The organism is Jeotgalibacillus salarius (genome assembly GCF_004405125.1).
GTDB classification, from domain to species: Bacteria; Bacillota; Bacilli; order Bacillales; family Jeotgalibacillaceae; genus Jeotgalibacillus; species Jeotgalibacillus salarius.
This window is the reverse complement of sequence record NZ_SORX01000008.1, coordinates 95,058-113,363: the sequence shown is the minus strand read 5'-3', so window position 1 is coordinate 113,363 and position 18,306 is coordinate 95,058. Positions and strand designations below refer to the sequence as shown.

General features: G+C 41.7%; 20 protein-coding genes. 11 read left to right on the top strand and 9 right to left on the bottom strand.

Annotation, left to right across the window (positions count from 1 at the left end):
• Positions 1-105 precede the first annotated feature (105 nt).
• The 4 genes from E2626_RS13485 (at position 106) to E2626_RS13470 (ending at position 4,520) form a co-directional block, all read left to right on the top strand.
• Positions 106-1,518 carry a PepSY-associated TM helix domain-containing protein gene (locus E2626_RS13485; RefSeq protein WP_134382301.1) on the top strand — a complete coding sequence of 471 codons (1,413 nt, stop codon included), beginning with the start codon at positions 106-108 and terminating at the stop codon, positions 1,516-1,518.
• The gene (locus tag E2626_RS13480; protein ID WP_134382300.1) at positions 1,511-1,960 is read left to right on the top strand and encodes a FixH family protein; all 450 of its coding nucleotides are present in this window, start codon (positions 1,511-1,513) and stop codon (positions 1,958-1,960) included. Before E2626_RS13485 ends, E2626_RS13480 begins: the two co-directional genes overlap by 8 nt.
• A gap of 435 nt (positions 1,961-2,395) precedes the next feature.
• Positions 2,396-3,931 (top strand): methyl-accepting chemotaxis protein, encoded by a 1,536-nt coding sequence (locus E2626_RS13475; protein ID WP_166786828.1) that lies wholly within the window; start codon positions 2,396-2,398, stop codon positions 3,929-3,931.
• Positions 3,932-4,037: 106 nt separating this feature from the next.
• Positions 4,038-4,520, top strand: a complete 483-nt coding sequence (locus E2626_RS13470; protein WP_134382298.1) for an STAS domain-containing protein — start codon at positions 4,038-4,040, stop codon at positions 4,518-4,520.
• A gap of 52 nt (positions 4,521-4,572) precedes the next feature.
• Here the strand turns inward: E2626_RS13470 and E2626_RS13465 are convergent, their stop codons facing one another.
• The 3 genes from E2626_RS13465 to zupT form a co-directional block, all read right to left on the bottom strand.
• Positions 4,573-5,667 carry an endonuclease gene (locus E2626_RS13465; protein WP_424955136.1) on the bottom strand — a complete coding sequence of 365 codons (1,095 nt, stop codon included), beginning with the start codon at positions 5,665-5,667 and terminating at the stop codon, positions 4,573-4,575.
• A 213-nt stretch (positions 5,668-5,880) separates the two neighbouring features.
• Positions 5,881-6,123, bottom strand: a complete 243-nt coding sequence (locus E2626_RS13460; protein WP_134382296.1) for a hypothetical protein — start codon at positions 6,121-6,123, stop codon at positions 5,881-5,883.
• Between the two features lie 155 nt (positions 6,124-6,278).
• Positions 6,279-7,133 carry a zinc transporter ZupT gene (gene zupT, locus E2626_RS13455; RefSeq protein WP_134382295.1) on the bottom strand — a complete coding sequence of 285 codons (855 nt, stop codon included), beginning with the start codon at positions 7,131-7,133 and terminating at the stop codon, positions 6,279-6,281.
• 338 nt (positions 7,134-7,471) lie between these two features.
• Between zupT and E2626_RS13450 the strand changes: the two genes are divergently transcribed.
• From E2626_RS13450 to E2626_RS13440, 3 genes are all read left to right on the top strand, one after another.
• Positions 7,472-7,822 carry a hypothetical protein gene (locus E2626_RS13450; RefSeq protein WP_134382294.1) on the top strand — a complete coding sequence of 117 codons (351 nt, stop codon included), beginning with the start codon at positions 7,472-7,474 and terminating at the stop codon, positions 7,820-7,822.
• A gap of 65 nt (positions 7,823-7,887) precedes the next feature.
• On the top strand, positions 7,888-8,451 hold the full coding sequence (locus E2626_RS13445; RefSeq protein ID WP_166786827.1) for an NADPH-dependent FMN reductase: 564 nt from the start codon (positions 7,888-7,890) through the stop codon (positions 8,449-8,451).
• A gap of 354 nt (positions 8,452-8,805) precedes the next feature.
• The gene (locus E2626_RS13440) at positions 8,806-10,128 is read left to right on the top strand and encodes a TrkH family potassium uptake protein (RefSeq protein WP_134382353.1); all 1,323 of its coding nucleotides are present in this window, start codon (positions 8,806-8,808) and stop codon (positions 10,126-10,128) included.
• Positions 10,129-10,178: 50 nt separating this feature from the next.
• Here E2626_RS13440 and E2626_RS13435 read toward each other — a convergent pair whose 3' ends face one another.
• The 4 genes from E2626_RS13435 to E2626_RS13420 all read right to left on the bottom strand — a co-directional run bounded on the left by E2626_RS13435 (position 10,179) and on the right by E2626_RS13420 (position 13,274).
• Positions 10,179-11,924 carry an ATP-binding protein gene (locus E2626_RS13435; protein WP_134382292.1) on the bottom strand — a complete coding sequence of 582 codons (1,746 nt, stop codon included), beginning with the start codon at positions 11,922-11,924 and terminating at the stop codon, positions 10,179-10,181.
• Positions 11,925-12,095: 171 nt separating this feature from the next.
• A complete protein-coding gene (locus tag E2626_RS13430; RefSeq protein WP_134382291.1) occupies positions 12,096-12,221 on the bottom strand; it encodes a 3-methyladenine DNA glycosylase in 126 nt (41 codons plus the stop codon).
• 355 nt (positions 12,222-12,576) lie between these two features.
• Entirely contained in the window at positions 12,577-13,011 is a 435-nt protein-coding gene (locus E2626_RS13425; protein WP_134382290.1) for a GNAT family N-acetyltransferase, read from the bottom strand.
• A 14-nt stretch (positions 13,012-13,025) separates the two neighbouring features.
• Positions 13,026-13,274: a hypothetical protein gene (locus E2626_RS13420; RefSeq protein ID WP_134382289.1), complete on the bottom strand. Its 249-nt coding sequence runs from the start codon at positions 13,272-13,274 to the stop codon at positions 13,026-13,028.
• Positions 13,275-13,467: 193 nt separating this feature from the next.
• Here E2626_RS13420 and E2626_RS13415 point away from each other — a divergent pair, with 193 nt between their 5' ends.
• The 4 genes from E2626_RS13415 to E2626_RS13400 all read left to right on the top strand — a co-directional run bounded on the left by E2626_RS13415 (position 13,468) and on the right by E2626_RS13400 (position 16,000).
• Complete coding sequence (locus E2626_RS13415; RefSeq protein ID WP_244094333.1) at positions 13,468-13,728, top strand: DUF4190 domain-containing protein; 261 nt, start codon at positions 13,468-13,470, stop codon at positions 13,726-13,728.
• Between the two features lie 12 nt (positions 13,729-13,740).
• Positions 13,741-13,950 (top strand): hypothetical protein, encoded by a 210-nt coding sequence (locus tag E2626_RS13410; RefSeq protein ID WP_134382288.1) that lies wholly within the window; start codon positions 13,741-13,743, stop codon positions 13,948-13,950.
• Positions 13,951-14,111: 161 nt separating this feature from the next.
• The gene (locus E2626_RS13405) at positions 14,112-14,834 is read left to right on the top strand and encodes a CBS domain-containing protein (protein WP_134382287.1); all 723 of its coding nucleotides are present in this window, start codon (positions 14,112-14,114) and stop codon (positions 14,832-14,834) included.
• Entirely contained in the window at positions 14,831-16,000 is a 1,170-nt protein-coding gene (locus E2626_RS13400; protein WP_244094332.1) for an alanyl-tRNA editing protein, read from the top strand. Before E2626_RS13405 ends, E2626_RS13400 begins: the two co-directional genes overlap by 4 nt.
• Before the next feature lie 7 nt (positions 16,001-16,007).
• On the opposite strand, the gene E2626_RS13395 is transcribed toward E2626_RS13400, so the two are convergent.
• Both E2626_RS13395 and E2626_RS13390 read right to left on the bottom strand, forming a co-directional pair.
• The gene (locus tag E2626_RS13395) at positions 16,008-16,721 is read right to left on the bottom strand and encodes a GNAT family N-acetyltransferase (protein WP_134382286.1); all 714 of its coding nucleotides are present in this window, start codon (positions 16,719-16,721) and stop codon (positions 16,008-16,010) included.
• Positions 16,722-16,787: 66 nt separating this feature from the next.
• Positions 16,788-17,618, bottom strand: coding sequence for an STAS domain-containing protein (locus E2626_RS13390; protein WP_134382285.1), 831 nt, complete (start codon positions 17,616-17,618; stop codon positions 16,788-16,790).
• Positions 17,619-18,306 lie beyond the last annotated feature (688 nt).

Genomic DNA, 18,306 nt, shown 5'->3' with positions numbered 1-18,306 from the left:
AAATACGGCTCAGAAAAAGTGATCCATTTAAAAAAATTCTGCGTTAATTAAGTAATAGGATTGTGAAATGAAAGGGGCATGTGTGCCCGGGAAGGAGTGGTGAGGATGGAAGCGTTAAAGATGAGTGAGCGTGAAGTGAGTGAGAAGAAGAGGAAAAAACGCAGTATTTCATTGTATCAGGCGGTCTGGAGGTGGCACTTTTATGCGGGGTTAATTTTTTCGCCGTTCTTACTGATTTTAGCTTTTAGCGGGGGCGTGTATTTATTTAAGCCTCAGATTGAAAATGTGCTGTATCAGGACCTGTACTTTGTGGAAGAGGGAGCAACAGCGCTTGCTGTGACTGCGCAAACTGCCGGTGTGCTTGAAAGTTATCCGGATGCAAGTGTGACATCGGTCAGTTTTTATGATGATCCTGCCCGCACAACGGAAGTTGGCATTTTACAAAATGGGGAGGCAGCTTCTGTTTATGTGAACCCATATAATGGTGCCGTGTTAGGTGAGATTCAGTCAGGAGAAAGGTTTACTGATATTTTCGTCAGTATTCATAGTGAATTGTTAATTGGCGGAACAGCAGCAAACCTGCTTGTTGAACTTGCGGCATGCTGGGCTGTGATTTTACTGATCACGGGTCTTTATATGTGGTGGCCAAGAAAGCGGTCAGCGATCTGGGGAACGGTGCTTCCGAGACTCAGAAGCAAAGGCAGAACGTTTTGGCGTGATATGCATGCAGTGCCTGCATTTTGGCTTTCTCTTGGTATTCTAATTTTAATTTTAACCGGACTGCCGTGGTCAGGTGTGATGGGTGAGCAGATTAATCGCCTGGCTACTTCTACAAATACAGGCTATCCTGCATTTGCCCAGAGTTTTGGCGAAAAGCCTGAGTCACAGATACTTGCTAAAGATATAGCATCTGACGTTCCGTGGGCTTCTGAAAATCTGCCTGTGCCGTCATCAGTGGATAATGGCTATGTGCCGATCTCAGTTGATGATGCTGTGGGTGTGGCATCACAGCAAAATATCGCAAAGCCTTATACGATTTCAATGCCTCAGGGAGAAGCTGGTGTTTATACACTGGCAACCTCTCATTCGAATCCATCTGATAGTGCTACACTTCACCTGGATCAGTATACGGGGTCCATTTTAAGTGATGTACGTTTTCAGGATTACGGCATCATGGCGCAGGGCATTACACTTGGTATCGCACTGCATGAAGGACGGCTTTTTGGTCTTGCGAATCAGATCCTTGGACTGATTGTATGTATCGGACTGATCTTTGTGATTCTCAGTTCATATGTGATGTGGAAAAAGCGTAAACCAAAAGGGCGTTACGGTGCACCTGCTAAGCCAAAGGATAAGAAAATTACGAGAGTAGTATTTTTTATCATGCTGGCGCTTGGTGTACTGATGCCACTTGTCGGAATCTCAATCATCGTGATGTATTTGCTTGACCGGTTTGTGATCCCGCGCATCAGACCTTTACGAAAGCAGCTGTTTGAAGGAGGGGGAGCAAATGAGTAAAAGAATTGCAGCATTGACACTAGCAGGGGCAGTATTTTTAAGCGGATGCGCAGCAGGGAATCCTGAAGTGAGATTGGCTGAGCCTCTTGAAACGTATATTTATTTACCTGAAAATATATCAGCAAATACACCTGAAACTTTTACAGTTCATGTAACCGAAAACGGTGAATTACTTGAATCTGCTGACGATATTATGATTGAGGTATGGCAGGGAACTGCAGGAGAATCTGAATGGTTCGAAGCGCAAAGCAGTGAAGCAGGCGTTTACACTGCTGAAGCTGAATTTACGGAAGAAGGACTCTACTATATACAGGCACACGTCAGTTCAGGAGACGTGTCCTCCATGCCAGTTAAAAGCTTTACAGTTGGTGAGTTGACTGAAGAAGAGGAAGCGGCTTTAGAGGAAGAGCCTGAAGAGCACGATGATGGGCATCATCATTAAGGTGTAGTTTTATTAGCGGCTATGCCGGTCAAAAGCTTTACCGTAGGCAGCTTGACTGAAGATGAAAAAGTGTTACTTGAGGAAGAAACTGAAGAGCATTCTGAAGGACATCATCACTAGGAATGAGTGTACTTTGTGGGGACGGAGGTCAAGTTGCATACACTGACCCGATTGTAACAGACTTAAATCGGTTGAAGCATCAGGGTTGTCAATTGAATCTCCTCCCCCCAACATATACATAAGTTTGACCCCGAGTTGCTCTCTTTACAAAATATCTTCTGTTACAGATAAATTAGTTCTAATTTAATATGTGATATGGTTTATTTCTATCGTATTCTATTTTTTTGGTTCTTAAGTTTTATATAACTGTTTGGTTTAAGGGACTAAAGGATTGGTAATATAATGAGTGTAATGAGTAAATAGATGGGGGTAAAGATGAAAAAGTTAAATGGAAACAGGTTAATCTTGTTTTTTAACCTGGTCACAATTTTGATTGGTGCAGTCGTTTGGGGAGCTCATGAAATATTTCAGTTCAACCAAAGTGCAGCACAGTTGCTAAGGTCTGGTGAAAAAACGTCTACTGATCATGCTATATTTTATACAATTGCTCTTTTAATGGGAATTACTTTTATAGCAGCGGTTTTTCAGTATAAAAAAGATGAAAATCATATATTGTTCAAATTCTACGTTACGAGCTCTCTAACGTTTGGGTCGATGTTTATAATTGCGGCAGGAGATGGCTGGGTAGAGTATCATTTTTCGATTTTTATGGTCATTGCACTGATTTCTTATTTTGCTTCAGTCACAATGATTGCCTTCAGTACGGCTATTTTTGCATTGCATCATCTTGGCGGGTATTTTCTATATCCGGTTCTACTCTGCGGAACAACTGATTATATGTTTGGGCTACTGATGATTCATGCTGTGTTCCTTTTACTAACTGCGGGGGCAAACATTGCACTTGTCCAAAATAAAAACAGGATTGAAAGCATGCATTTAGCGCAAAAGGAAGAAAGTGATCATTATTTTAAACAGGTGATTCATAAATTGACTGCCAGTGTTTCTTCTCTTCAGGTGGTTTCAGCTGGTGTGGTAGCAGGGTCACAGGAGTCACAAAAAGTGAATCATGAAACAACTGCTGCTCTGCAAAACTGGCAGGATGATGCTGAAAATCTATTCAAGCAGAACCAGACGGGGCTAAATGAAATTCAGACATTAAATGATATTTCAAATACATTAGGTATTAAGGCTGCTGAATGGGAACAGCAGACAAGGAATGCTTCTGATGAAGTAAATACCGGTAAGGACTTGATCATGGAAACCACAGAAAAATTTCAAAAAGTATCAACCTTATCAAAAGAAATGGGCTTTGAATTGGATCAATTTGAATCAGAATTCAATCAGATTTCGGGGTTCACCGGTATGATTAAAACAATTACAGATCAGACAAACCTGTTAGCACTAAATGCTTCGATTGAAGCTGCAAGAGCAGGGGAGAGCGGAAAAGGATTTGCTGTTGTGGCGGAAGAGGTCAGGAAGCTAGCCGGCGATTCAGATCGTACAGCGGATCAGATTGAAACGGCAGTCAATGAAGTTGTGAGCAGGATGAAAAATGTAAAGGCAGCTGCTGCAGTGGAAAGAAATCTGATCAGTGAAAGCGAAAAGAAGATTGAACAGACAAATCATGCGTTTGACCAGATACAAAAAACGTCTACTAAGATAGTCGAAAGTATATCGCAGCTTACTGAACTTTCAAAGACAATTGTTCAACAGGAAACGATGATCCGTAACACGTTGAACCACTCCATCAGTACCGCAGAAAAAGGCAATCTATTGTCTCAGGAACTTGCTTCAATGTCAGAAGAACAGCTCGCTGCAGCAACCGAATCACTTTCTCTTGCAAAGCATCTGGAGGAAATGACAGGTAGTCTTGAGCAATTATCAAATGAAATCAGGGCTTACACAGCATAAAGAACAGGTTGGGTTAGATTCGCTTATCCCGAGGTTACCAATCCTCCATTCAAGGGTATGTAATACTATTCACAAATTTCATGCCTGATGCAAGAGGGGGACGTTTATGACTGATACGATTGAAAGTTTAAAGGAAGTTATTGCTTTGTTGAATCAAAAGCTTACGCATTATGAGCGTGATATTCAAGACCTTTCTGCTCCGATTATCCCTTCAATTGTGCCGCACACGATTTTGGTGCCGCTGACTGGAAGGCTGACAGAAGGGAGGCTCGAACATATTCTTGAAGTTGTGGTGAAACATCTTGAGCATGGTGAGGTGGAGAATGTGCTCATTGATCTGACTGGAACGAATACGAACGATGTAGATCCATCTGATTATCAGCTGATTGCAGGAAAGATGAAAGATCTGGTCGGTGCTGTCAAACTGATGGGCGCCAATACGATTTTTGTGGGGTTCTCTCCTCATTTCGCAAAAGAGATGGTGCTGTCCGGTGTGCTGAAAGACATAAGGGTACAATCATTTTCGACTTTCAGAAACGCGCTTCAGCATCTGTTGAAATTGAAAGGATACGAGATCAAACCTCTTTAAAAATACAAGCCTGCCGTAGTCGTACCAGCAGGCTTACATTCTATGAATATTCTTACCAGATCGCTTCTACATACTCCGGATGATCAATAAACGGATTGCGATTCCCCTGATACTCATCAAAAATCACTTCATTCCGGTTGCGTTCAAATGCATCAACCGGGTCCTGGTCATGCCACTCTTTTAAAGTAGAAAGCTTTCCGAGATAGGGACCATCCACCTCAACCTGATCTAACACTTCAAGGTCAACTTCTCCTGCATCACCTTCATATCGAACAGCCATATAAAAGACCATACGTGCGATATCGCCTTTTACTTCATCACGCGGTTCCCATGAATCACCGTCATAGAATGTATTTGGTGCTTCGGGATGAACCCTGCCACCGTTATCATAGTCCAGGTTCTGTCTTGATGAATTTACCGTCACATCAGTCGGTCGCAGTGCGTGTAAATCAGTACCGGTTCCCATCACGGTGCCGAAATCTCCTTTAGACTGAGGCCAGACGTGCTCGCGATTCCACTCATCTACGAGTCCGCCGTTGTCGTATTTAGAAATCGATTTTCCGGTATACAACAGTAGCACATTATTCGGGTTATTTGGATCTTCATCCGTGTTGCGCAGTGCGTCCCACGCATTTGCATAAGAAATTTCGTTGTGGTCATCAATAATATTATGTAGTGCCTGCTTCAATGCCACGCCGCTTTGCCCTTCAGCATCAGCGTAATAGCCTGTTCCTGTCCCGGGATCTTCTGTGGCATCACGACTGATCGAGGTCACGTTTTCAACGCCTTCATGTGCGAAATAATCATCGCGCGTGCCATCAACTACAATATAGTCACCTAAATTTGATGGATCACTCATCAAGCCGAACTCACTGCGGTAGGCAGCATCCAATTTAATAAAGATCATCTCTGACATCTGCGTTTCACCAGGGGCATCCGCTAAAGCCAGTGCATAGTCACTTGTAAAGTTGGATTGCTGAACAGTAGAAGTCGACACCGGTACACCAACAATATAGCCGCCAACCGTGACATCTGTTCCATTTTGTTCATTCATTGCATCATTCACAGACTGAAGGGATGAACCGGAAACAACCGGCACCGCAATCATTAATACGAGGGTTACTATCAGTAAAACAGCCTTTTTCATCATGACACTCCTTTTAAAAAAATTGTCGTCTGGCACCTCTTAACTTTCCTGTAAAACAGGCAAATTCCTTTAAAATAAAGTCATGTTTTCATAAATAAACAAATAAACATGTAATAATGTTTGATATTGCAAATTTTGTAGGAAAAGCTCAATAAAAAAAGAACCAGTAATTAGGACTGGTTCTGAAATTATGTATGATTAATAGTTAAACACTTACCACCAGTCAACAAAAACTACTGCAAGAATAAACGCGGCTGCCAGAGCGAAATCGGCATATGCACCACGATTTCTATCACTGCTTTGCAGCCGTTCAACCCCTGTGCACACAAAAATCAGACTGATCGCTAAAATTAAATAGTAGATTGGAAATAGTATATGTCCTGTAAACGCAGTATAGAGCGCAACCCCACTTGCAAACACTGCAAGGATGAGCCTGAAAGCTTTAAGTATAACCATGCTGTTCCCCCGAAAAATATGTAGTTGGTAAAATATGATATTTTTATTGTAGCACACGGTTTGCATAGGAAACAGGTCAAGAAGTCATTATTTTACAGTAATAGACAGTAAAAAACCTGGCTGCTGAACCGTTCTTCAGCAGCCAGGTTTATTTATTACATTAACAATATCAAACTCGCGGCCATTACCATCATACCTGAGACCATACCATACATTGCATGGTGGGCTTTCCCATATTCCCGTGCTGCAGGGAGCAGACCGTCCAGTGAAATGAAAACCATGATTCCACCGACTGCTGAGAATACAAGGCCGAACACTGTATCTGACAGGAAAGGCATCAAAATCAGGAAGCCGATCAGTGCACCTGCAGGCTCTGCAAGTCCTGACAGGAACGATAGCTTAAATGCTTTTCTTCGTGATCCGGTTGCATAATAGATCGGTACAGAAACTGCAATCCCCTCTGGAATATTATGCAGCGCAATTGCAATTGCGATTGCAAGACCAACTGCCGGGTCATCCAGTGCTGATATAAATGTTGCCAAACCTTCAGGGAAGTTATGAATCGCAATCGCCAGCGCCATAAACACACCCATTTTCCTCAAGCGTAAAGCCGCACTTTTATTGAGCGTAGCTTTTTTTGTTGCTTTAGCAGCAACCGTTTCACCATCATCAGGGTCCTGAGCTGACTCGACAAATTTAGATTCGTGGGGGTTCCCAACAGTAGGGATTAACTTATCAACCAGTGCGATAAATAACATACCTGCAAAAAATGCCAGAACCGTGTAAAGCATGCCTGACTGATCCCCGTGTACAGACGCCAACTCATCAAGCGCCTTTGGGAAAATTTCAATAAATGAGACGTAAATCATCACACCAGCTGAAAAGCCAAGCGCAATCGATAAAAAAGCTGTATTTGTCCGTTTAGCAAAAAAAGCAAACATACTGCCGACACCAGTGGCCAGCCCGGCAAAAAGCGTCAACAGAAACGCATATAAAACTGCACCATCCATTCAGCATTCTCCTTCAGATTAAAATAATTATAAACATACTATATGATAAAACTTTGCTTAGTGCAACTTTTTTGTGAATGTATAATAAAAATTGCTGAGACTAACTTTGGGGACGGAGGTTAAATGTACATGAAATGAGCATGTGGGGACAGACTTGAAACAACTGATAGTTGAGGAAGTGTGCTAACTCTGTCCCTGAAGCGTACATATCATGACACTTTAACCTCCGTCCCGAACATGCACATGGCGTCTTGAATCATAAAGACTGACTATTGAAAAAAATAATTTAAAATGGTATGATTTACCTGTAAAGCATGCCGCATATAGTGGGGGTTAAAATGGAGAAATTAGGTAAGGGCATTCAGGCAGCCGGTGGAATTGTAATCAGTGTAATTGCACCATTTCTTGAGGTTTATTTGGATTTTAATTTGCAGAGGCTTCTGCAAGTGATACTACTCGGTTCCTTAATTACTTTGTGGGGTTTGATTCTTACAAAAGAAGAAGATAGAAGTATGTTGTTCATCATTTTTGGCTGTATTGGACTTGCTTGTTACGTCTATCTTGATGCGATTTGGCTTGCGATTGCCATGGCGATTTCAGGTGCGCTGCTGAGCGGGCTCAACTATTTAACGAAACGAAAAGCGGGTCAGGAAGAAGGCTTGGTTCATGTACAACAGAAACAACATTAGAAGATGTGAAATGATCCGAGTTCTTTTACAATAGAGAAAATATGTGTTGCGAAAGGGAAGTGCTTATGGAATCTTTACCGGTTATAGTAGCCATGTGTGGAAGTCTCAGAAAAGATTCCCTGAATCGCAAGCTGATGAATGAGATCGTTCATCAGTCAGAGGGAAAGTGGCGAGTAAAAGAAGCTGAGATTGGAGAGTTGCCGCTATTCAATGAAGATATAGAACAAGCGGGTGACCCTGACCCTGTTAAAGCATTCCGAAAAAAACTGAATGAGGCGGATGGGGTGCTGATTGTCACACCTGAATATAATGCGGGTATGCCTGGAGGACTGAAGAATGCACTCGACTGGGCTTCTCGTTCACCAGAAGAATTCTCCATTAGAAATCTGCCGGTTGCAATTGCCGGAGCCTCTAACGGCAGTGTCGGAACCGCACTTTCACAAATGCAGGTGCGCCAGACACTCACCAACATGAATGCCAACATTATGACCAACCCTAAAATCATCGCAAGCCGCTATCAGACAAAAATAGATCCAGAATCCGGCCGGCTGAAAGATGAAGGGACAGTGAGGCAGATTGATAAGTTTGTTGAGAGTTTTACGAAGTTTGTGAATGTGTTTGGGGAATGATGGTTGGATTGGGTTAGAATGATTCTAAAAATAGCACAGGGTGGTCGGAGTTGAGTGTGCCAAAATTAGAATAATTCCATAAACGAATCACACAACTCCGTCCCCGCTGTGCTCCAACTAGTTTCTAAAAATAAAAATCAGGGTATAGAAAAAACAGTCAACGGTTTGTTAACCATGACGAAATCACCTTTTAGCTAGTTTTGGCTCTCCATTGTCCAGTGGAGGGCACTTTTTTTGTATAAATGCCGTTTACAAGGTCATTCAAGTGCTTTTATTTTATCCATATTGCTCCTATTGACAAAGCTTTCCATTAGGAGTAATTTATCGTCAATAAGATAGAATTGAGGCGCTATGATGAAACTAAAAAAGGTGCAGCTGACCCCGCCGCAGTTTCTGATGTGCGGCTTTGGTATAACGATTATGGCAGGGATGCTGATGCTTAAACTGCCGGTCTCTACGTATGATGGTATCTCCTGGCTGAATGCGTTGTTTACAGCTACTTCGGCTACAACTGTAACCGGGCTGGTCACAGTTGATACTGGTACGGTGTTTACGCTGTTTGGAGAAGCAATCATTATGATGTTGATCCAGGTTGGCGGACTTGGTTTTATGACGTTTGCGGTGCTGGTTATTCTTTTTTTAAGGAAAAAAATTACCCTGAAGGAAAGGCTTCTGATCCAGGAAGCGTTGAGTCAGACTTCTATTGGTGGCGTGGTTAAGCTTGTTTTATCTTTATTTATATTTTCATTGATCATTGAACTGGCAGGAATGGTTTTACTTGCTACAGTATGGGTGCCGGAGTATGGCTGGATGGAAGGGCTGCATGTCAGTTTGTTTCATTCTATTTCTGCTTTTAACAATGCCGGTTTTTCGTTGTGGTCAGATAATCTGATCGGGTATGTGGGTGATCCACTGATCAATCTCGTCATCACTGGGTTGTTTATATTGGGGGGTATTGGTTTTACTGTACTTGTGGATGTCTATAAAAAGCCCCGATTCAAAAAATTGACGTTACATTCGAAGCTGATGATTGTCGGAACACTTATTATTAATACTGTTGCGCTTTTGTTCATCTTCTTTGCAGAGTATGGTAATCCTGATACACTGGGCGGCCTTTCACTGATGGATAAATTCTGGGCTTCATATTTTCAAGGCGTAACTACACGAACTGCAGGTTTTAATTCACTGGATATTGGCAGTATGGAGGAGTCATCTATTTTATTTATGATGATGTTGATGTTTATTGGAGCGGGCAGCGGTTCTACGGGAAGTGGAATTAAGCTGACAACCGCAATTATTATCATACTGACGTTCATCACCTATCTTCAGAATAAAAGTGAAGTTTCAGTGTTAGGGCGAACGATTAGAAATAATATTGTGATGCGAGCATTTTCGATTACGTTTGCTGGTTTTATCACGATTTTTTTCTGTTTGCTCGGTCTGACACTCACTGATCCTGAATTGCCATTTTTAGAAGTCGTTTTTGAAGTGTTCTCTGCATTCGGTACAGTCGGTCTGTCCATGGGAATTACGGATGATTTGAGTGCGCCTGGTAAAATCATTATCATTATCTTAATGTTTCTGGGCAGAGTGGGACCGATCACTCTGGCATTCTCTCTGGCTACGATTAAACCGGATAGGATCCGATATGCAAAAGAAGATGTATATACAGGGTAATAAAATGGGACAAAAACGATGTGATGAACACAGTTTTTGTCCCATTTCTTTTAAATTATTTCTGATGTTATAGGATATTTCACGATTGCTGCAGGGAACAACACCGTGATGGTGGAGCCCCAGTCAACTTTACTATTTACTTTGATTTCTCCGTTGTAGTCTTTTATCAGCTTAAAGCAGACGGCCATGCCGATACCGGTCCCTCTGTCTTTGGTTGTGTAGTAAGGTTCGCCAATTCTGGAGAGTCTGGATTTTTCAATTCCTCTGCCATTATCCAAAATTCTGATCCGGATGTGCTCGCCGGCATTATCTACTTTGATTTTGATTTTGCTTTCTGCAACAGTTGCTTCAAGACTGTTTTTTAAAAAGTTGATCATGATCTGTTTAAAATGGGATTTTTGAATATCAATCAAGCCGTTGGATGTTAGCAAATTTTCGATTGAAATAAATTTATTTTCACTCGTTGCGACTGATTGATAAAGGAAATGTATATTTTCCAGCTCTTCTACAACATTTACGATCTCGTTCTTCTCTTCAGTTTCAATTTTTGCTTCAGGGCGGGCAAGAAGAAGTAATTCTTTTAAAACGTCAACAATCCGGTCAATTTCTTCTAAAATTATATTTTCCAGTTTCGGATCTGCCACTTTTTCTTTAGATAGCTGTATCAGCCCTCTTACAGTTGTGAGGGGATTGCGGATTTCATGTGCAATACTTGCTGCAAGCTCTCCAACGACTTTGGATTTCTCGGAATCGAGAAGTAATCTTTCATTTTGCTTTTGTTCGGTGAAATCAACCCCGATGAATAGCGTATATACTTCCTGATTATCGAGCTGAAGCGTTTCGTAATTCCATTTGATATAACGGATTTCTCCGGAACGTGTGAGCATTCTGCTCTGTGCGGGATTCAGTTCACGGATAGCAAGAAGGGCGGTAAAGTCTTTTTTTGTATACTGTTCCTGTGAAATAGACAGAAGCCTGCAAATCGAATCATTCAGCCTGATAATCTGATCGTTTTTATCAATGACGACGAGATAATTTGGGTTGATATCCATGATTTTTTCAAGCAGTGTACGCTGTTTTGCAAGGTTTGAATTTGCTTCAATCAGAGTGCCGGACTGCATCCGTACAAAGCTTAAAAATAATAAAATCGCAATAATGATTGAGTTGAAGCTTGAAAAATACAATGGTAACGGTGTAAAAGCACTTAGCAGGCCGTTAACGAAAATGATAATTGCCCCAATGCTGATCTGCACATAAAAGGATCGTAATTTTTTAGATTCTATTTTATTTGCAATAAAGATAAACATTAATGTTGTAACAACTACAAGAAAAGTATTCAGTGCATAAATCACATGAAGGTCACCATATAGGGGCATCAAATGGACAGGGGAATGCATACCATCATGAACAGTATGATAGCCGATGATTCCCGATTGGGTAAAGTTAATCACATAGGTTACAAGACTGAAAAGAGTAAGAAAGATTAATATGCTGAAATTATAATAATTGTTGTAATTGCCGAGTTTTTGATTTTGACGAACTGTGATGATACCAAAATAATACATAAGCGGCATCAGAAAAATTGGGCCAAATCTCAGTGTGCGGAAAAATGAATCAATGATCTCCAGGCCAAATAAATCCTGGCTGTATAAGAATGAGATACTCATTTGCCATACTGAAATGAGTATTAAAAATACAGAAAGTGCTTTTGTATTTGATGATCTTGAGTAGTATAACAACGAAATCGCTAAAAATAGCGGAATACTGGCCAATGCCATTAATAAAAAAAACGCCATAAGGGGTCGTCCTTTCTGAACTGCCTGAGTAAATATGCGCAATACTTCACAAATATGTACTGTCAATGTCTAATTTTAGCAAAAGGAAGTTCATTTGCACACTGCTTATGCCTATTCTTTCAATAAATGAGTGAGATAAATGAAAAAGAGCCATCTTCTGGCTCTTTTCAGTCACATTTTACCCTTTGCCGTTTTTGTATGAGCCGGTTTTTCAGGGTCGCGCTGTGGTTCAATATCCTGCCCCCGTCTTTTTTTCATGCGCTGCTCAACAGAATCGTTTTTAGTATCTTCACTCATTGTGCATAACCTCCTGTAGTTAAAAGGATTTCCACAATAGAAAAAACTATTCTTGAAATGTTATGGGAAATGGCAGTTAGGGAATAATGAATCTGTGCAAAAAGCAAATTGTATCGAGTGAAATGAAAGGGTGAGTACGATTCCCAACGGTTTAAAATGCAGCAGATGTTATAAGAAGATGGAGCTCTATGAAGAGTTTGTGATTAGAGCTCATCGCCCGCGTAAACAGAGCGGTTTTGATAAAATATTTGAGCTTTCGTGCAGCGATTGTGTGACTGCAATGAGAATAAACAGCTTAAGAAAAAACTGAAAGCAGGCGTGTATGCCTGCTTTTTGTGTTCATTCCATAAAGTTGTTAAAGCTCTTTTTTAAATACATAACTCACCTTATCATAATCCATCTTATCCTCGTAAAATCTGTGAGCGTCTTTGCGCTGAAGTCCTGAAGAGAGGGAAACGCGTTCATAACCTTCCTTGCGTGACCAGTCGTGCACAAGATTCAAAAGCTTTTCACCATAACCATGTGATCGTTTGGCCTGATCAGTCACCAGATCGCAGACCCATACAAATCTTCCATAGTAGAGTGTGATCATTGGTTTGAAACCTGCAACTGCCACAATCTGATTGCCCTCGTAAAGTGCAAATAGCCTATACTGATCTTTTTGACGTGCTTCGGTTACCAGACTGATGTAAGTTTCTTCGTTTAAATGTGTCCGCAGCTGCTTCATCACAGGAAAGGCAGCAATCATCTCTTCATTCGTCTTACATTCTTTGAACTCAATTTTTTCCATAAACAATCCCTCACTCAGATCGGTTCAGCCATCATCAGCATCAGAAATGAAAACAGTGAAGCGATATTCACGACCGAAAAAAGCATGCCAACGATGGTATAAATATTAATTTGCGGTGCTACAAACAGCTGGAAAAATGCCATCACTACTGAAGCGGCGAACAGCACTGCAGCCGTAATTGCAAGCGGTGTTGAAAATGCCGCAGGGGCTGCACCAATCAGCAGCACTAGGCCGGTAATCACAGCAGTCAGTAAAAGAAACAATATACTTCTTAAAGCAGGACGTAAGAAAGTGATAGAATGACCTCCTTATTATCTCCTTTTAAACTTTGTATGAATGATCATAGCATACATGTCCTGCAATTTATTGTGCTTCACGCTTCTAAATGTCGATTATTGGGAAGAGGATGAATCTTTTTTTCATTTCAACCGTAAATATTTGTAAGGAGCTGATCACGTGACACAGACAAATACACAATCAATTGTTTCGTTAACACTTGGAATCTTATCACTTATGGTTCCGTTTCTAGGTTTTTTTCTGGGAATAGGTGGCATCATTACAGCTAACATCTCGATGAAACAGATTGCAATGTCTGAAGAAGCCGGGAAAGGTCTGGCGATATCAGGATTGATCTGCAGCATTGTTGGAATTATCATTCAGCTGTTTACGGTGCTGGCATGGATTTTGTTTGTTGGCGTAGCAATTTTTTCGGGGTAAAGGGGTGGTGTTTTGAAGAAGGCGGATCGCTTTAGAAAAGGTCCCCGGTTTTGGGTTGTATCATTTGTGTTGATGTTTATCACATTAATATTATTTGATATATTTAGCGGGCGTGAGATTAACTGGACTCAAAGTATTGTGATCCCACTGTTTATCCTGATCGGCAATTCTTTTTTTAACTGGGCGTGGGACAGCAAGACCTATAAAAAAGACACAGGATGAGTTTTTTTATATGTAAAAGTAACCGGAATCATTTTCCGGTTTTTTCACGTTGATAGAGATTGTGCGATATCAAATATAACCTTTTTAAACTTCTTCAACCCCTCAAATAAGTGACCACACCTCCCAAAACCTGTATCATAAATTAAAAAGGGGACAAAATAATGGACTCTGCAAATTCCCGCGCATTTTTGCGTGATTTTAATGAAATTGAAAGCTATTTGAAAACGAAGCATAATAAAGGTGATTACATGAGTTTTCAGGCGCTTTTAGATAAAGCGGCTCAGCGTAATGACCGGGTTGTGAAGCGTTATATCAGCGATTTGAAAGAAATTGCTGAACTGAGAAATGCGATTGTACATACTTATACAAATGAAGTGCTGGCTGAACCGACACCTTATGTAGTGAATCTGATTGAAGAAATCAGAAGTGAGCTAATTGTGCCGCCAACTGTAGAGCGCTTTATTAAAGATGTCGTGACGCTGCATGAAGATTCTTCTTTAAGAAAAGTACTTCACAACATGAATGAGAAAGCGTATTCCCAGTTTCCGCTTGTGGACAAACATAACCTCGTTACATCATTGGTGACTGACAGTGGGGTGGCGAACTGGCTGGCGGCACATCTTGATCATGACAACTTATCAATTGAACATGTTCAGGTAAAGGATCTGCAGCCTTTTGATAAAAAGAAAAAAAGTTATCGTTTTATCGGAAAGGAAGCAAGCCTATTTGAAGCACAGGACCGTTTTGCACAGGCGGCTGAGCATGGAGAAAAGCTTGTTACGCTCATCATTACAGAGAATGGTGCAAGCAATAAACCAATCCTCGGCATTATTACGCCGTGGGACGTGATGGACACGAAAGAGAAAGGGAGTAGTACGCCTTGAAGTTATATTATAAGAATGCTGAGATGAGAACTTTTCAAGCAAAGAAAACTGGTTCAGGAACTGATGAAGAGGGACGAAACTATGTGGTGTTGGATCAGACTGCTTTTTATCCGACAGGCGGGGGACAGCCGCATGATACAGGGCACCTGAATGGAGTGCCTGTCTTTGACGTTGAAGAAGTTGATGGAGAGATCAGACATTATATAGAAGGAACAGATGAATTACCGGAGACTGTTGACGGTGAAATTAACTGGCAGCGCCGCTTTGATCATATGCAGCAACACGCCGGTCAGCATATTTTATCTGCGGTATTTGAAAATGATTTTGGCTTCAAAACGGTGAGTTTTCATTTAGGGGGAGAGGTTTGTTCGATTGATTTGGAGGCAAGCGTGAGCGAAGAAGTGCTGACAGCAACGGAAGAAAAAGCGAACCAAATCATACTGCAGAACCGTCCAATTGAAACGAAATGGGTGAACAAGGACGAGCTGAAGCAATATTCGCTCAGAAAAGATGTTGCTGTATCCGATCATATCAGACTTGTGATCATTCCGGAATTTGATTACAACGGCTGCGGCGGCACTCACCCACGGTCTACGTCGCAGGTAGGGTCGATCAAAATCCTTCATACGGAAAAACAGCGTGGGAATACGCGCGTTCACTTTGTGTGCGGCAGCAGGGTGCTGCACCAGCTGAATGAAAAACATAAGGCCATACAAAACCTGACTGCAACACTGAGTGCGCCGCAGGATCAGTTGGCAGACGCGGCTGAACGGATGATCTTGCAAAATAGACTGCTTGAAAAGGACATTGTTGAGCTGAAGGCTAAGGTGTTAGCGTTTGAAGCTGAGCAGTATATTGGTGAAAAGGTTGTGAAGAAAATATTCAGGGACCAGCCAATTGACGAGCTGCAGCAGCTTTCAAAAATGATTATTAGTAAATCTGATCAAAGCGTCGTGATCTTTGTAAATGAAACGCAGGAAAAGCTTCAGCTTGTATGCGGAAGAGGCACTGAAAATCAGGTGAATATGAACGAGCTGATTAAGTCCGTACTTCCTGAAATAAATGGAAGAGGCGGAGGGAAACCGGATTTCGCACAGGGTGGAGGAGAAAAACTGATTTCCGCCGAAGCATTGCTGGAGACTTGTGCAGATAGAATAAAAGGTTGAAAAAAGCTCATTGCCTGTGATGTTCAGGCAATGAGCTTTTTGCATGATCATCGAATCTAAAGTCTTTTCCAATATCGACTGTGTCCATCATAAGAACCGGCTGATTCGAAGCCGTGGGACTGATAAAATCGACCAAGCTCCTCATTACTTTCCACGCAATCAAGCATGAGTACATTTCCTGTGTGGTGCTCCTCAATCCATGAAAGGCATGAACGCCGACTCCTTCTTTCCTGACATCCGAACTCACCGCAAGCCTGTGAAGATAAAGTGCATCGTGATCTACTCTATCCTTCCAGATATGTTCGTCCCAGGACTCAGGGCCTTTCTTTAAAGTGAACGTGCCAATTAGCTCGTCTTTTTCATACACAGCGTATGTATTGCCCTGTTCAATGTCTTTCCTGACCTTAGCGTCTTCACCACCGGATAGTAAATAACTCCATTGTTTAATGCCGCGATTCTGCAGCTCTTCGGCACAATTTTTAAGCAGTGACAATATAGGTTCAAATTTAGATGCTTTCGCTTTTTGAAAAGTGATGACTTTGCCGCCTCTAAGTAGTGAATAGTTACGCTCCGCACGCTGAGGTACAGGCACATCACTGTTTTGATTATGCTGCCGCCCAATGACAGAACGATTTATGCCTTCAGTTACAGCGGATCGGATCACATAAAATAGAACAAAGAAAAAAATAAGAGTGCTCATCAACGGGATAAATAAATCCATGAAATTCCTCCTGTATTTAAAATATGAAAAACAGTATTTTGCAATAGAAATGCTGTTTTCCTATTATCAGATTCTCAAACCATCCAGACTTTCAAGTGCCTGCTTGACTGTCGTGAAGGATTTAATTTTTTTGAAATCCATCAGGCCGCTGCTGACAAGTGATTTTACTGTGTCCGGTCTGAAGCCTGATACAAGTACTTCTACACCCAGTAGTTGAAGCATGCCTTTCATCTGATGCAGGTATTGTGCAACTTCGTTATCTACAGGAGTAATCCCTGAAAAATCAATAATGGCATAGGATATATCTGTTTTTGAGACCTCGGGCAGTACGTGTTCAAGAATGTACTGGGCTCTGAAAGCTGTCATTTCACCAATGAGCGGCAACACGACAACACCTTCCTTCACAGGTACGATCGGTGCTGACAGACGTGCGGCTTCTTCCTGAAAACGTTCTTCTCTCCGCTCCGTCATCGCTTCAAATGCAAAAACAGTCTCATTCAGGCTTGTATCAAGCAGCAGGTCTACTTTTTTAATAATCTCTGACTGTTCTTTGATACAAAGGTTTAATTGTTCGCCTATTTCGTTTACCACTTCAATAAATACTTCACGGGTTGGCTGATAGCGGACGATAATTTCTGAAATTTTTCCTCCTGCAGCAACCTGCATTGCTGCATTTTTTTTGCTCCAGCTAATTAAGGCTTCAGGCGCAGTCGTTCTGTGCTGTTCAGCAAGGTCACCAAGGAAAGTTAAAAATTCCTTATACATCTCAATTGCATTTTCACGCTCATCAGAAGAAATACCTAGGCTTGCTCTTTCGACCACTGAGTCTACAATTTCTTCAGCCAACTGAGTTTTATGGCTGCTTACATATTCCGCAAACTTCACAAGATGAGGCAAAGCAGTTCACACCTTTTTTGATTTTATTTTACTCGATAAAAGGGGTTCTGACTATATGGTTTGAGTCAGAATGGGAGAAAGGTCATGCTGGGCGTTGTGATCAAACTGAAAGTGTAAAGTTTTGTGAATTCAGTAGAGGGATTTGTGAGTTCACGGTGCGAATTTGTAAGTTGGTGGTTTCGGTTTGTGAGTGTGTATGTTGAATTCGTCAGTTCAACAGTGACTTTTGTGAGTTAAGTATCTTTTGAACTATGTTCCGTAAGCCAGAATTGAAATGTTTGCCACTACACATTCGGTAGTATGCGCAACGCGCAAAAAAACCTTCCTGCAGACGAATTCTGAGGAAGGTTTTGAGTTTTTCTGATGGTGTCCAGCTCCGGGCGCTAGCTCTTCGGGTCATAAGCCACGCATCGATAAACGGGAAAGGTCACCCGTTTTCCGCTTCGCGTCTTATGCCTGTCGGAGCTGAACGAGCGCCCTCTGTTTTTCTTGGTGTCCAGCTCCGGCTCGCAGGGGCTAGTGCGCTTCCCTCAGCTCATTTCGATAAGTCATCATCGGTTCACTACGTTCAAGTGAATCCTTTATCTTAATCGCTTCAGTCCACCGCATACGCCCCTAAATGCTCGCCTCCGCTTTTCTTGGTGTCCAGCTCCGGCTCGCAGGGGCTAGTGCGCTTCCCTCAGCTCAT